The sequence below is a fragment of the Stutzerimonas stutzeri genome (assembly GCF_024448695.1).
Taxonomy (GTDB): Bacteria; Pseudomonadota; Gammaproteobacteria; order Pseudomonadales; family Pseudomonadaceae; genus Stutzerimonas; species Stutzerimonas stutzeri_T.
Genome location: NZ_JAMOHY010000017.1, coordinates 13,730 through 27,052, shown reverse-complemented (window position 1 = coordinate 27,052; position 13,323 = coordinate 13,730). Strand labels below are relative to the sequence as shown.

The window sequence follows — 13,323 nt, the reverse complement described above, 5'->3', positions numbered from 1 at the left end:
CCCGACGAATATTCACGAGGACAACACCCATGAGCTATCACGATGCAAAGGTTCGACACGACGAAGAGCAGCAGCGCTACGTTCTTGAAATAAACGGCCAGCCCCTGGGCTTTGCGCAGTACCACGAGGAAGGCGACCGACAGATATTTACCCACACCGAAATCGACGACAGCCTCAGCGGCAAGGGCATGGGTAGCATGCTGGTCCGCAAATCACTCGACGACGCCCGCCAGCGCGGCAAGCGTATCGTGCCGGTTTGCGAGTTCATCGGGGCCTATGTGAAGAAGCATCCGGACTGGAACGACCTCCTCGAACAACCCTCCTGAAGCGCATAGCGAAGACATCGGGGGTACTCTATCCGCCTGATATCACCTGGAACGCAACACGCAATGAACCGCACCATCCGCAAGATCGATCAGCTGCGACGGCAGATTCCCGGCTTCGCCTGTGAACCCGGCTGCCATGACTGTTGCGGGCCGGTCACGGCCTCATCCGAAGAAATGGCGCGGCTGCCGCATAAAAGCGACGCCGAACATGAGGCTGCGCTGGAGCACTGGAACTGCGTGCACCTCGGCCCGCAGGGTTGCGAGGCCTATGCCGAGCGGCCACTTATCTGCCGCCTGTTCGGCACCACCACCAGCTTGCCCTGCCCGCGCGGACGCGGTCCGGAAACAGCCACCCCGCCCCAGGTGGAAAAACAGGTGCATCAACTGATCGCCAGCACTCGCCAGGTACTGGTCTGATTTCATCACCGAACGAAGCCCCACGAACACGAAACCCCGCTGACAAGGCGGGGTTTCGTGTAGCGGACGTCAAGCGATCCAGCTGACAGGAGATCAGGCAGCAGTTGACTGCCGGGCTGCCGCGATGGGTACAACCACAGGCTCAGGCAAACCCAGGGTCTGCCCCACCACATCGCCGATCATGTCCGCAGTGATGGCGCTCAGCGTCCAGCCGAGATGGCCGTGGCCGGTGTTGTAGAACACGCAAGGTGACTTGCCGCGCCCGACCTTCGGCATCATGTTCGGCATCATCGGACGCAATCCGGCCCAGGGAATGACGCTCTGGGTACTGACGCCGGGGAAACACTCGTTCACCCACTCCACCAGCGGGCGAATGCGATCGGCGCGGATGTCGTGGTTGTAGCCATTGAACTCGGCAGTCCCCGCTACACGCAGGCGATGATCGCCAAGACGGCTGGTCACCAGCTTGGTTTCGTCATCCAGCAGGCTCACCGTCGGCGCAGCGGCGCGACTGGCTTCGTCATTGAGATTGACCGTGATCGAATACCCCTTAACCGGGTAAATATTCACCCGATCGCCCAACTGCGCGGCGAGCGCCCGACTGGCGGTGCCGGCGCAGACGACCATGCCATCGAAGTGCAGGGTTTCTTCACCATCTGCGGTGCCAAGGGTGACACTGGCCTGCCTGTCATCGGTGGCCACACGCTTCACATCCTGACCATAGCGGCAATCGACGCCAAGGCGGATCGCCGCCGCTGCCAGGCCATTGGTGAACAGATGAATATCGCCGGTGGAATCGCACTCGGTGTAATAGCCGCCGTAATACTGCCCTGCCAAAGTCGGCTCGATGGCGCGCATCTCGTCCGGCGTTACGCTACGGCGCGGCAAACCACCGGCGGCCAACAATCTGGAGACCTCACCGGCATGCTCGAAGCCGGCCCGGTCCCGATAGATATGCAGGATGCCTGCCTTCTTCAGGTCGAAGTCGATGCCTTCTTCCTCGGCCCAGGCAAACAGATGTTCACGCGCGGCGATGGCCAGGCGTGCGGTTTCGGTGGTGTTGGCGCGGTACTGCGGGATGGATGCGATGAATTCCGCAAACCAGGAAAGCTTGTGCCAGCTGGGCTTTGGATTAACCAGCAATGGCGCATCGCTCTTGAGCATCCACTTCATGCCCTTAAGGATGGTCGACCAGTGGTTCCAGACCTCGGCGTTCGACGCAGAAAGCTGCCCACCGTTGGCGAAGGACGTTTCCATCGCGGCATAACGGTGCTTTTCGAAAAGAGTGACGTCGAATCCGCGCTTGGCCAGCGCGTAGGCCGTGGTGATACCTGTGATACCACCACCGATGACAGCGATTGTTTTCATTGTGTCGCTCCAGGACGTCATAGGGATTGGAGCCCATCCGCACTATGCGGATCAGGCGCCCCCTCTGTCCTGGACCTGAGAGTTTTCACGAGCGGACTCGCTTGCTCCTTCGGTGCGCCCGGCTGACGATTGCCCGGCGGCTCTTCAGAGTTCAACAGCGGTATCGGTCCTTTTGCCTGAGAGTTTCCGGGGCGGTTGCTCCTTCGGCGCTGTCGACGGCCATGCCGTTACAGTCTCTCCCGATACCACATCATGCCGGCTGCACAAGGCACCGCGACAAAAGCAGCCGGCCCCGATTTAGGTAGTGGGGCTGGCTGTAATCATGTCCATGCGTTTCTACAGCAGGCTCGCGACAAAAGATAGTCCAGAAGGTAGGGATCCGACAGCCGACTTTCGACTATCGGACCACCTCAGCCACTGCTCCCTCCCGGAGCCGCAATTATCTCGGTAGCCTGAAGGTAATGAAGCTGGCCCGCCCCTGACGCAACACCCGCATCGACACCGAGCGATTGTGCGGCAGCTTTTCGACGACCTGACCGAACGTCTTCACCGAATCAATGGCCTGGTTGTTCAGATGGGTGATCACATCGCCCGGACGCAGGCCAATCATGGCCGCCGGGCCGTTGCCGACTTCGCTGATCACGACACCGCCCTCAAGATCGAGCGCCCGCTTCTGCTCGGCATTCAGCGCACTCACCGTCACGCCCAGGCGGTTGTCACTGAGCTTGCCCGAGCCACTGGCCGCAGCGAGTGCCTGCCCTTCATCCGGTAGTGCGCCAATCTTCAGCTTGAGATTCTTGCGGCTACCGTCGCGGATCACTTCGAACCTGACCGTGGTATCCGGCTTCAGCGCACCGACCTGATGCGGCAGATCACCGGACCTGTCGATGGACTTGCCATTGAGACTCAGGATCACATCGCCCACCCGCAGCCCGCCTTTGGCTGCCGGCCCGCCATCCATCACCTGCGCCACCAGGGCACCGGCGGGACGCTCCAGGCCGAAGGATTCGGCCAAGTCCTTGTTCACGTCCTGGATCACCACACCAAGCCAACCGCGACTGACCTTGCCGTCTTCACGCAACTGATTGGCGACATCCATCGCAACATCGATGGGGATCGCGAACGAAAGCCCCATAAATCCGCCCGAACGCGTGAATATCTGCGAATTGATACCCACCACTTCGCCAGCCAGATTGAACAGCGGACCACCGGAGTTGCCCGGATTGATCGCCACGTCCGTCTGAATAAAAGGCACGTAACTCTCGTTGGGCAAGCTGCGACCAATGGCGCTGACCACACCGGCAGTCACCGTATGATCGAAGCCGAACGGCGAACCGATGGCGACGACCCACTCCCCCGCTTTCAGCTTCTCCGAATTACCCACTTTCACCGTGGGCAGATTGGCGCCTTCGATTTTCAGCACCGCCACGTCACTGCGCGGATCAGCCCCCACCAGTTTGGCCTGCAGCTCGCTGCGGTCCGGCAGGCGCACGATGATTTCATCGGCATCGGCTACCACATGATTGTTGGTCAGAATGTAGCCATCTTTGGAAATGATGAAGCCGGAGCCCAGCGACTGCCCTTCGCGACGGCGATCCGGCTGCTGCGGCATCCGGCGCTCGAAGAATTCGCGAAACATCGGCGGTATGCCCTCAAGATCAGGCATTTGCGCAGATGCACCGCGCACCGGCTGGTTCTGCCGGGTACTGATATTCACCACAGCCGGCGAGGCATCTTCCACCAGCGGCGTGAAATCAGGCAATGCGGCCTGGGCAGCGAGTGCCTGTCCAAGCAAGGCGACACCCGCCACAACGGCCAGGAAATTACTGCGAAGAAACATGATCGATGATCTCCCGACGTCAACATGATTTCGGCCCACCCGGAACAGACCGGGCGGACAAGGCAAGAACAACTCGGCTGCTCGGGGGTGCTCAGCACACGCCAGCCACCCCGATGAAGCGCCTCGAGATGAATTTACGACAACCAGGGTCAGCTTCGTGTGAAGCGGATGTAAAGGGAACGTAAGGTATGAGCGCGAGCCGCAATTGCCTGTCAACAGGCTGTAACTCGAACCAGGCAATCTTCTGCAGCATGGAAGATCAGGGTGGTCACGCAGGGATGCGATTCACTTCAATCGACAGCGCCACTGGAGGCTCCATGAACAGCAAAACCTTGGAAAACCTGGTCAGGCAGTCCGATCCCGACACTCGGCCACCGCTGGATTTGTGGAGGCAGCGACACAGGGATAAACGCGCTTACCGTCCGTGCGCCGCAGCTCTGGTCCGCCGCGCCACGCTGGATGTCAGCATCCAGACTGTAGAAGGCTGGAGATAGTGGCGGCCAATCAGCTCGCAGCCTTTCGCTCCTGCACACGCAGCACCCAGATTATCCCCAGACTGCTGCCGGCCACCAGCGCAGCCCCGAGGAAAATATTCTGCATGCCGATCCAGGCCGCCAGTACACCCATGACAAGACCCGACATTCCCAGTGCAAGGTCGAAGAACATGGCAAAAACGCTCAGACCCGAACTGCGATTGGCCACACCCACCCTGGACACGACCGCCACACCCAACGCCGGATAGAGCAAGGATAGGCCGCACCCGGTCAGGGCAGAGCCGGCCAGTGCCGCACCCGGCGTTTCAGCCAACCAGAGCATCAACAGCCCGAGTATTTCCACCACCAGACAAGCCAATGCAACCGAGTAGCCGCCCACGCGATTGATCAGATTGGGACACAGCAAGCGCGTGCCAATAAAGGCGAAGGCGAAAGCCGTCAGACACCAGGCAGCGCCCTCCCAACCGCGCGCGCTGTAATACAAAGCGATAAAGGCGGTAAGGGTTCCGTAACCGACTGTGGCGAACGCCAGGCTGAAACCGGGCGGCGCCACACGCCACAGCACCTTGCCAAAGGGTAGCCGCGCACCGGGATTGAGCGGCGCATCGCCTCGGCGCCATGCAAGCCCCAGCCCCGCTGTCGCCAACAGCATGGTGACTGCGCCCAGGCTCCACACGCCCAGGGATTGCACCAGCAACACACCTATCGGAGCGCCAATCCCCACGCCTCCGTAGGCTGCAATGCCGTTCCAGGAAATCATCCGTGCGGTGCTGTGCGAGCCGAGCCGGGCGATCCCCCAACTGATTGCCGAGATACCGATCAGGCTCTGCGCGAAGCCGAGAACCAGACGACTCGCCAGCATCACGCCGAGACTGAGCGGCGGCCAGGGCTCCAGCAGCGCCGCAGCCAACAGCAGCACACCACTGAGCAGACCAGACGCCATGCCTGCCAGCACGGCTTTCCTCGCTCCTTGCTCATCCACCAGCCGCCCCGCGCGCGGGCGACAGAGCAAGGTGGCCAAGTACTGCACCCCAATCACGACCCCTGCCGTCATGGTGCTGAAACCAAGGCTTTCATGGATGTACCCCGGCAGTGAGGCCAGAGGTATGCCGATGGAAATGAACGAAATGAAACTGAAAACCACCAGCGAGAGGATGAAGAACGTGTCCCTTGCAGGTGATTTCACAGCGGACATCGATACGCCTGCCTGAAGTTGGATGGGTGACCGGACGAACAATATCCCAGGCGGACTTTCCATGCTGCAGAAACGACGAAGGCCCCGGAATACGGGGCCTTCGGTTCGCGATATGGCGGAGGAGGTGAGATTCGAAATCACCGCCTACCCTTCTGCATGACGTATAGACGCTGGCTCCGCCGCTGCAGATTATATTTTTGGGAACGATTTGGGAACGATATGGGAACTGGCAGAGCGCTGCAGGCCGCTGAAATCAGGCCCCGCAGCGCGGTTTGGCTGGGATCGGAGGGTTACAGGCCGAGGCGCTGCTCGATGATGCTGGTCATGTCGGTGGCGTCCTGGCTGATCCAGCGCCCGTAGTGCCGAAGGATCATCTCGGTCGAGGTGTGGCCCATCTGCGCGGCGATCCAGTCGATCGGTACTGCGCAGCTGGTCAGCATCTGGCTGGCGAAGGTATGCCGGCAATGGTTCGGGCCTCGGTGGCGCACGCCGGCGCGCTTGAGGTGCTGCAGCCACCAGCCGTTGCGCAGATTGTCCGAGGTCGAATAGGCCGCGTTGGTGTGCGAGTTGTGGAACACGAAGCGCACCAGCTGCTTGCGCTTGGTCCGGTTGTCGCGGTCGGTGACCAGGATCTCCACCGGCGGCAGATCCTTCGTCCGCTCCTTCTGGTCGCGCAATGCTTCCAGGGCAGGTTTGAGCAGCCGCAGCTTGCGCGTCGAGCGCCGGGTCTTGGTCACCTTGTAGGCACTGCGCACCCTCGCGCGCTTGAATGTCACCTCCCCCGTTTCGAGGTCGACATCCTCCCAGGCCAGCGCTATCGCCTCAGATACACGCGGCCCCGCCCAGATCATGAATTTGATCAGGTTCAGCTCCTGCGCCCTGTCGGGCGATTCCGCCCCGAGGATGGCCTCGATCTCCTCGCGCGTGAACGGATCAGGATCTTCCGCATCAGGCTGGCGGATGATGATGCCCTCGGTCGGGTCATACGCCGCCTGGTTCTTGGTGCGGTACAGCTGGAATACCTGCCGGGTCAGCGCGACGATCTCGCGCACCGTCTTGCTGTGCAGCTTCGGCATCAGCACCTTCTGCACCCATGCCTGCATCTCCAGGTAAGTGATGCTCTCGACCTGCCGCTCGCCCCACTGTGGCCGGATGTGATTCTTGATCCGGCTCTCATGGCTGCGGATCGCGGACGGCGCCAGCTCGTTGCGCTTGATGTCCAGGAACAGATCCAGCCAGTGCGAATACGTCCCCGATTTGACCTTGGGTGAATCAGGAAACCAGCGGGCATAGACGAACGTGCCGGCCTTGATTTCATGCCGGATGATCGCCGCCTGCCGCGTGGCCCGCTCTATCGTGCCGGGCGTTGGCTCGCCTGGAAATGGCTCCTTGCAGAGCTTGCCCTCAAACCGAAAGTAGACCCGGACGGCCTTGCCGCGAACCTCAACTCCATCTGCCATATGCGTCCCCACGCCGTTGCTGACGCCGGCACCGTACAGCCGCCCCGCCAGCAACAATAGAAAAAGGCCCGTCGCCGGGCCTCGAATTGATGGTGGTATTTTCTAGGTGAGCCACTCCGAACGCCGCTGCCACTGCCGGCGCATTTCCTCGACCAGGCGTTCGGCGCCGGCGGCACCGCGATGCTTGGTGATCAGCGCCCTTAGCTCGGCGACTTGATCCGCCGTGCGGTAGCCCTTGCGCAGCCAGCCGCGGGCTTCGCACTCAAGCATGTGCTGGCGAACCTCGTCAGCCATGGGCGACCTCCTTCGCCTTCGGCGTTTCCGGATGCACAAACAACTCCACCCCACTGCGCAGCAGGTCGCGCTGGGTTTCGCGTAGCAGGGTTGGGTCCAGGCCCAGCTTGCGCGCCAGGGCTTCGGCGGCCCAGCGGGCGCCCATGGTGTTGCTGGCGGTGCGTTTGTCACCGCGCACGGTGGCCACGTATGTCCCGGTTGTGTAACGGGTTCGAATTTCAACGGGCATGCTGCACCTCCTGCGCATCAGCGAACAGCGCCTCCCAGGGCGAGCTGGCGTGGTTCAGTTTCTTCTTGCCGGCGTTGCGCCTGATCATGCTCGGCGTCTCCGCATAACAGGCCTTGCACATGCTGCCGAGGCCGTCCGGTCTGCCCGCCTGCCGGTAAAAGAACTCGGTATCGGCGGGCCAGCATTCGCCGCATTTGCTACAGAGCTTTTCAGGCACGGAGGTGATGGTGTTCAGGGGCAGCGGATGGCTGGCCATGGTTGGGCGCAGGGGTTCGGTGGTGCTAGGCATCACTCACCTCCTTCAGTGCGCAGGGTGGCGCAGGCGGCGTCCCAGCCCCGGCAAGCGGACAAAAGCGTGTCGCAGACGATCTTGTCCAGCGTAACGCCAGGCCGCTGCGCAAGGTTGTAGGCGATGTTCGACAGCGCTGTGCCGTTATTCAGCAGCGCTCTTAAGTTGATCTGCTCCGGCTGCGGGGCGGTCTGCGCGATGGGGGCGGCGTCAGACACATAGATCGTTTCGCCGATGTTCATCCACTGCGGAACGCCGCCCTCGACATAGAACGTGACCTCTCCCATACCTGGGCGGAAACCGATCACTCGGCACTCTCGACACGCTACAGGCAGCTGCTCGGTCTGCTCAGGGCGGGCGGAAAGCGCAGCGCGCAACTGATTGATGTAAGGGTTCGCGCCACTGGGAAACTGATGCTCGCAGTTCGGGCAAATCTCCTTCTTGACGAACCTCCGCTCATCCTGCGCCGGGGCTGGCTCGGTCAGCCGACCGCGCACCTCCCGCATAGTGAACTCCACAAGCCATTGGCGGGTGACGCCCTCGAAGCACTGGCCATTGCGGTCACCGTTGGCCGTCGAGTACAGGGTGTGGGGATTTCGATCTCGGAGGCGCCGAGGCTCCTGAACCAGCCGGCAACGGCCGCTGAGTCGTGGAAGTCGGGATTCCAGATGTATAGCGCAGCGGTCCAGACGTTTCCGTTGCACCACATGGCGGCGCATTCGCCCAGTGCGCCTGCTGTTGGGCATCCTCCGCCGGTCATGTACTGCTGGATCTGTTCACAGGTGATAGGTGCGGCGGTGTCGCTCGGCGGCGTGATAGCCTTCTCCCCGCCTTCCTTCGGTTGATTCACTTGCATGGTGCTTCTCCTTGGGGTTGGTCAGGCCCTGGTGAGTTGCCGCTCACCGGGGCCTTCTTGTTTTCAGCGTGCGAGTGCCAGGAACAGGTCCGGCAGGTGGTTGGCTGCTGTCAGCAGACCGGCCAGGCCGGTGCCGACCCAGCCGGTCATTGCCAGGCGTTCGCGCAGGGTGGGTTTGTCATCGTCGTAGTGGTTCATCGATCGAGACCTCACGCCTGAGCCGCTACTGGCGGCACGCCCTGGACGAGCATGTTGCGCACGCTCGCGGCCAGCTCGGTTGGGGCCAGCGCCTTGTTGTTCTTCACCGGCTGCGGCAGCAGCTTGGCCGCCTCAGGGAAGATGTCCTCAACCTGGCGCGAAGAGCGGCAGGCCCGCAGCACGCTCATCGCCTGTTCGCGGAAGGCCACGGCGGCATTGATGACGCCCGCCAGTTCGGAACAGATCAGTAGAGCGAGTGATTCCAAGGCTGGGTCGGTGATGCGCTCCATGTAATGCAGGCGCGGAACGCCGCCGGTGTGGCTTTTCAGACCGATAACCCAATGCCCCTCATAACGTTCGCGGTCCAGGTAGCGGCTGACGCCCTCGAACGCAGATGCCCCCAGCACCTTCGTTACCAGCGCGTTGCGCGCGTCTTCCTTGTAGTTTTTGTACACGGCGACCAGCTTCTGCTCGCGTGGCTCATTGTCCTCGCGCGGCTGCATGTAGGTCGGTGTGCAGCTCGCTGTAGCAGTCACTGCCCCAGCCAGGATCAAATCAGGCCAGTGCTTCTTGCTCAGCCCCGGCAACGTCTCGACCGCAGCGCAGTGCTTCGCCCAGAACTGCTTGTTGAGCGCAGCCAGATCGGCAGCGATACGTGGCCCGTGCTGGGCGACGGCCTGCAGGGTGAGCTGATCGGCGACCTTTTCGCGCATGGCGTTGGTGATACTGAAGTGCTTTTGCATGGTGCTTCTCCTTGGTCTGGTCAGGCGGCAACAGCTGCGTGGATGTGAACCTCCGGCAACGCTGCGCTAAGCCGGCGGAGCAACTCGATCTGCTCCTCTGTGCACTCGTCGATGCACACGACCCTGGCGCCGCGAGCGGCCAGGAAGCGGATGCGGCTCTTCAGTGCGGCCTGAGTGAACTGGTGCGCGAGGAGGATGTGCCCCTCGTCTTGCCCGTCTGCCTTGGCAATCTGGCGCAACTGGGTGGTTTTGCCGGATGCGGCAGGGCCGCGGATTACTTCTAGTTGCATGGTGCTTCTCCTTGGTTTTGGTTGGGTGTTACAGCCCGATCAAGCGTTGCCGCGCTTGGCGTCGGGGTTTTGGAAGGTCCAGCACTTCACGGTTGTGCAGCGGCTGGACATGGGGTTGCGCTGGTTGAAGGCAGCGCGCACGGCGCTGTCGACGGATTTGTTTTTCTCGATGAACTTGCGGCTGCGGCTGTTGGGCAGCAGGTTGCGCAGGGTGCCGATGTCGGCCAGGCGCTGTTTGTGCTCGGCGGCGCGCTCGCAGAATTCGTTGAGGTTGATGGCGATCAGGTCGGGGTTCTTGCTGTGGTCGACCACGGCGTCATCGCTGAGTGATTGCAGGTAATCGAACACCTCCCAGAACTCCGCCACCTCGCTCGGGTCTGCGTTGACGGCGTGCTGGCGCACCAGGGCCATGGCCTTGAGCTCGCGCTGAGCGGCAGCGTGCTGGCGGTCGGTCAGCGGCACTACCAGGCGCAGGGCATCGAGCAGGGCCAACAGCTGGGCGTGGTTCTTGATGATTCGCTCGATGCGGATCTCTTTCAGCTCGCGCAGGGCCTGTTCGTGCACCTTCACCTGGGCGCGGAATGTTTCCATCACAGCGCTTTCTGCCCTGGTGGCCATCATCAGGAAGTGGCTCACGTCCATCGCGCCCAGGTGGTTGAGGTTGTCCGCTGCGGCGCGGCTCTGGCTGGTGACCTGGGGCCGCACGAAGTGCAGCTTGACGATACGGGTGAGGATGGCCTCGCTGGCCGCCACGGTGGCGTTCTGGCTGATCACGATGGCACCGCGAAACGGCGGCTCGTAGGTTTCGTTGCCGGCAGTCTTCACACCGGTCACGCCCAGGGTGCCGCCATTGAACAGCGGCTTGAGCTCGTCCCAGTCGTAGGCCTTGGCGGCGCCACGGTCGTTGTCGCTGCGGTCGGCCTCCAGCAGTACCAGCGGCATGCCGGAAACCTGCCCCATCCAGCGGCGCAGGCCGGCCTTGGACATTTTCGAGGGGTCTTTGCCCTCCTCGTCCGGGCGACCGAACAGCTTCCAGAGGAACATCAGCAGCGTGGACTTGCCCGCCCCGGCCTCGCCAGTCACTTCCAGGAAGGGAAAACTCTGGTATTCGGCGCGGATCTGCTCAGCAAACAGCGAGCCGAACCAGTAGGCCAGCGCGACGATGCCCTGCGTGCCGAAACAGGTCCACAGCCAGTCGACCCACTCGGCGCGGTAGCCCTCGTCGGTACGGGCGATTTCCAGGCGGATGCTCTTCTGCAGCGTCTTCAGGCGCAGCTGTTTGAATTCGAAGTAATCCTCGGCGTTGGCCTTCTCCACCACGCCGCCGCGCACGGCCAGGTCGCCGAACACATAGCAGCCGTGCTCCTTGCTGTAGCCGATGTAATCGATGGTCTTGACGGTTTTCAGGCCGAACAGCTGGTCCTTCATGATTTTGTCCAGCTGCGTGCCGGTACCGGTGAACACCGCGCCGGCGGCCATGCCCAGCAGGCGCTTCTTGAACTCGCTCGCCGCCGCCACCTGGCCACCGGTGAAGGTGTTGCGCACGGTGGGTTCGTCGTGCGGGAAGTCCACGCGGAAGTAGTACCAGGACTCGTCCGTCACCTCGTTGCGCTGGAAATACAGGGCCTTGGGGTAGCAGTTGGCGATTTCCACCACGCAGCCGCTCTGGCGCAGGGCCTTCTCGACCATCTGCCGATCATTCAGCAGCTTGTCGTCGTTGTGCTCGCTGTCCTCCAGGGCCTGCTTGGCCTTGTTGAATTTCTCCAGGTCGAGCTTGAACCAGTACATACGGTTGCCGAAGCCGAAGTGGAATTCGTGCCGCTCACGCCATTCGTACATCAGCGTGGCCTTCTCCGCCGCGCTCTCGGCGATCAGCAGTGCGCCCTGGTAACGGGCCTCTTTCAGGTCGCCCTCAACCTGCTCGGCGCGCTTGTCCTCGTCGAGGAACATCCAGCGCTGGTGCAGATCGTTCCAATCCGCTTTGCGGTCGCGCTGCGGGATCTGCGCGGCTTCGCACACAAAGCCCAGCTCGCGAGCCTGCTTCACCCAGCGGCGGGTGTAGCGATGCGCGCCCGGCTCGTTATCCAGCGCCCAGACCAGGCGCGGCAGCTTAGCCCCGGCTTCGGTGCGAGCCTTGGCCAGCGCCTTGAGCGATTCCGCCGGGAAGGCGTTGCTGCTCATGGCCGACACGGCGGCAATGTCGTGGTGCAGAAGGCCGATGGCGTCGAAGATGCCCTCAGTAATCCACAGCTCCTGGACCTCCAGCAGATCCACACACGGCGGGCACCACCAGTGGCCGCGCATGCTCTGGCCGGGCGCGAAGCGCGCCTTCTGCTTGCAGAAGCGGTGCGGGCGGTCGATCAGCCGCTCCCAGTAGCCGCCCTGCTCCAGTGGGAAACGGACCGTGGCCGAGCCAATGCCCAGCTCGCGGCTCCAGTAGTTCTCCTGGGTGTACCAGCCCTCGATCAGCTCCAGGTGAAAGCCGCGTGCGGCCTGCAGGTAGCCCTTGGCTGTGGCGGTCGGGTCCTTCTCGGTGGCCGGCGCGCGCTTGCTCCAGTCGTCGAACAGGTCTTCGAACAGTTCCTTCACGTGCCACTGCTCGCCGCATTTGCTCTCGCGGCCGCATTTCACGAACCACGGCTGGTCGTAGCGCGAATACAGCTCCCTCTTGCCACAGCTCGGGCAGGTGCCGCCGCGCATGTAGTCGGTACCGGCGCGGCGCTTGAGGCCAAAGTCAGCCTCGAAGCGGCGCAGCACTTCCTCGCGGATCTGGCGGTCCATGTCTTTCATGGGCGCGGCCCCCAGACGAAGTTTGATATTTCATCGCGCATAACCGTGTACTCGGCGGCAGTGATGACCTGGCACTCCATCAGCCCACCGAGGTAGCCGCCAATCCAGCATGCTGACGTTTGTTTGTCTGCGCTCTCTTTCGCGCTGAGCAAATCCTGGAGCATCCCGCTGAACAAATAGCGCGCCTCGGCAGCCGCCAGCGCCTCACAGGCCGGCATTGCAGGATGGATGCTCATGCCTGCACCTCCTGGGGCTTTAGCTCTTTGCCCAGCTCGCGCATGGTGCGGTACAGGCCGGCGATGTGCGGGTGGTCTTCCAGGATGCGCTTGCCGCGCCAGCCCTGGGCTGTGTAGCGGTACTTGTCGTCGAACCAGCAGTCCGTCATCTGCAGTTGAAACTGCACGGTCAGCCAGCGCAGATAGGCCTCGGCCTGGGTGGGGTTCAGCTTGATTTCAATGGAAACGTCTGTGCTCATGGGGCCACCGTTCGGGCGCAACTTTCCCCTACCCGCGCAAAGGCGGGCATGGAAATGGG

16 protein-coding genes and 1 riboswitch are annotated in these 13,323 nt (G+C 62.4%); of the genes, 2 read left to right on the top strand and 14 right to left on the bottom strand.

Annotation, left to right across the window (positions count from 1 at the left end; all coding sequences use genetic code 11):
• Positions 1 to 29 precede the first annotated feature (29 nt).
• Positions 30 to 326, top strand: coding sequence for a GNAT family N-acetyltransferase (locus NAV32_RS12910; protein WP_336604868.1), 297 nt, complete (start codon positions 30 to 32; stop codon positions 324 to 326).
• A 63-nt stretch (positions 327 to 389) separates the two neighbouring features.
• The gene (locus tag NAV32_RS12905; RefSeq protein ID WP_256053208.1) at positions 390 to 743 is read left to right on the top strand and encodes a YkgJ family cysteine cluster protein; all 354 of its coding nucleotides are present in this window, start codon (positions 390 to 392) and stop codon (positions 741 to 743) included.
• 93 nt (positions 744 to 836) lie between these two features.
• Here NAV32_RS12905 and NAV32_RS12900 read toward each other — a convergent pair whose 3' ends face one another.
• The 14 genes from NAV32_RS12900 to NAV32_RS12835 all read right to left on the bottom strand — a co-directional run bounded on the left by NAV32_RS12900 (position 837) and on the right by NAV32_RS12835 (position 13,264).
• Positions 837 to 2,111, bottom strand: a complete 1,275-nt coding sequence (locus NAV32_RS12900) for a D-amino acid dehydrogenase (protein ID WP_256053207.1) — start codon at positions 2,109 to 2,111, stop codon at positions 837 to 839.
• Between the two features lie 154 nt (positions 2,112 to 2,265).
• A riboswitch (glycine riboswitch) is annotated at positions 2,266 to 2,363 on the bottom strand.
• Between the two features lie 187 nt (positions 2,364 to 2,550).
• A complete protein-coding gene (locus NAV32_RS12895) occupies positions 2,551 to 3,951 on the bottom strand; it encodes a DegQ family serine endoprotease (protein ID WP_256053206.1) in 1,401 nt (466 codons plus the stop codon).
• 504 nt (positions 3,952 to 4,455) lie between these two features.
• Entirely contained in the window at positions 4,456 to 5,640 is a 1,185-nt protein-coding gene (locus tag NAV32_RS12890) for an MFS transporter (protein ID WP_256053205.1), read from the bottom strand.
• A gap of 290 nt (positions 5,641 to 5,930) precedes the next feature.
• Entirely contained in the window at positions 5,931 to 7,100 is a 1,170-nt protein-coding gene (locus tag NAV32_RS12885) for a tyrosine-type recombinase/integrase (protein ID WP_256053204.1), read from the bottom strand.
• Between the two features lie 102 nt (positions 7,101 to 7,202).
• Positions 7,203 to 7,394, bottom strand: a complete 192-nt coding sequence (locus tag NAV32_RS12880; RefSeq protein WP_256053203.1) for a DUF7696 family protein — start codon at positions 7,392 to 7,394, stop codon at positions 7,203 to 7,205.
• Complete coding sequence (locus tag NAV32_RS12875; RefSeq protein ID WP_256053202.1) at positions 7,387 to 7,623, bottom strand: hypothetical protein; 237 nt, start codon at positions 7,621 to 7,623, stop codon at positions 7,387 to 7,389. The genes NAV32_RS12880 and NAV32_RS12875 overlap by 8 nt, the downstream gene beginning before the upstream one ends.
• Positions 7,613 to 7,912, bottom strand: coding sequence for a hypothetical protein (locus NAV32_RS12870; protein WP_256053201.1), 300 nt, complete (start codon positions 7,910 to 7,912; stop codon positions 7,613 to 7,615). The genes NAV32_RS12875 and NAV32_RS12870 overlap by 11 nt, the downstream gene beginning before the upstream one ends.
• On the bottom strand, positions 7,912 to 8,418 hold the full coding sequence (locus tag NAV32_RS12865; protein ID WP_256053200.1) for a hypothetical protein: 507 nt from the start codon (positions 8,416 to 8,418) through the stop codon (positions 7,912 to 7,914). The genes NAV32_RS12870 and NAV32_RS12865 overlap by 1 nt, the downstream gene beginning before the upstream one ends.
• 413 nt (positions 8,419 to 8,831) lie before the next feature.
• Entirely contained in the window at positions 8,832 to 8,966 is a 135-nt protein-coding gene (locus NAV32_RS12860) for a hypothetical protein (protein WP_256053199.1), read from the bottom strand.
• Positions 8,967 to 8,977: 11 nt separating this feature from the next.
• On the bottom strand, positions 8,978 to 9,709 hold the full coding sequence (locus NAV32_RS12855; RefSeq protein WP_256053198.1) for a hypothetical protein: 732 nt from the start codon (positions 9,707 to 9,709) through the stop codon (positions 8,978 to 8,980).
• 20 nt (positions 9,710 to 9,729) lie between these two features.
• Positions 9,730 to 9,999 (bottom strand): hypothetical protein, encoded by a 270-nt coding sequence (locus tag NAV32_RS12850; protein WP_256053197.1) that lies wholly within the window; start codon positions 9,997 to 9,999, stop codon positions 9,730 to 9,732.
• A 39-nt stretch (positions 10,000 to 10,038) separates the two neighbouring features.
• Entirely contained in the window at positions 10,039 to 12,789 is a 2,751-nt protein-coding gene (locus NAV32_RS12845; protein WP_256053196.1) for a toprim domain-containing protein, read from the bottom strand.
• Complete coding sequence (locus tag NAV32_RS12840; RefSeq protein ID WP_256053195.1) at positions 12,786 to 13,025, bottom strand: hypothetical protein; 240 nt, start codon at positions 13,023 to 13,025, stop codon at positions 12,786 to 12,788. The genes NAV32_RS12845 and NAV32_RS12840 overlap by 4 nt, the downstream gene beginning before the upstream one ends.
• Positions 13,022 to 13,264: a hypothetical protein gene (locus NAV32_RS12835; RefSeq protein WP_256053194.1), complete on the bottom strand. Its 243-nt coding sequence runs from the start codon at positions 13,262 to 13,264 to the stop codon at positions 13,022 to 13,024. The genes NAV32_RS12840 and NAV32_RS12835 overlap by 4 nt, the downstream gene beginning before the upstream one ends.
• Positions 13,265 to 13,323 lie beyond the last annotated feature (59 nt).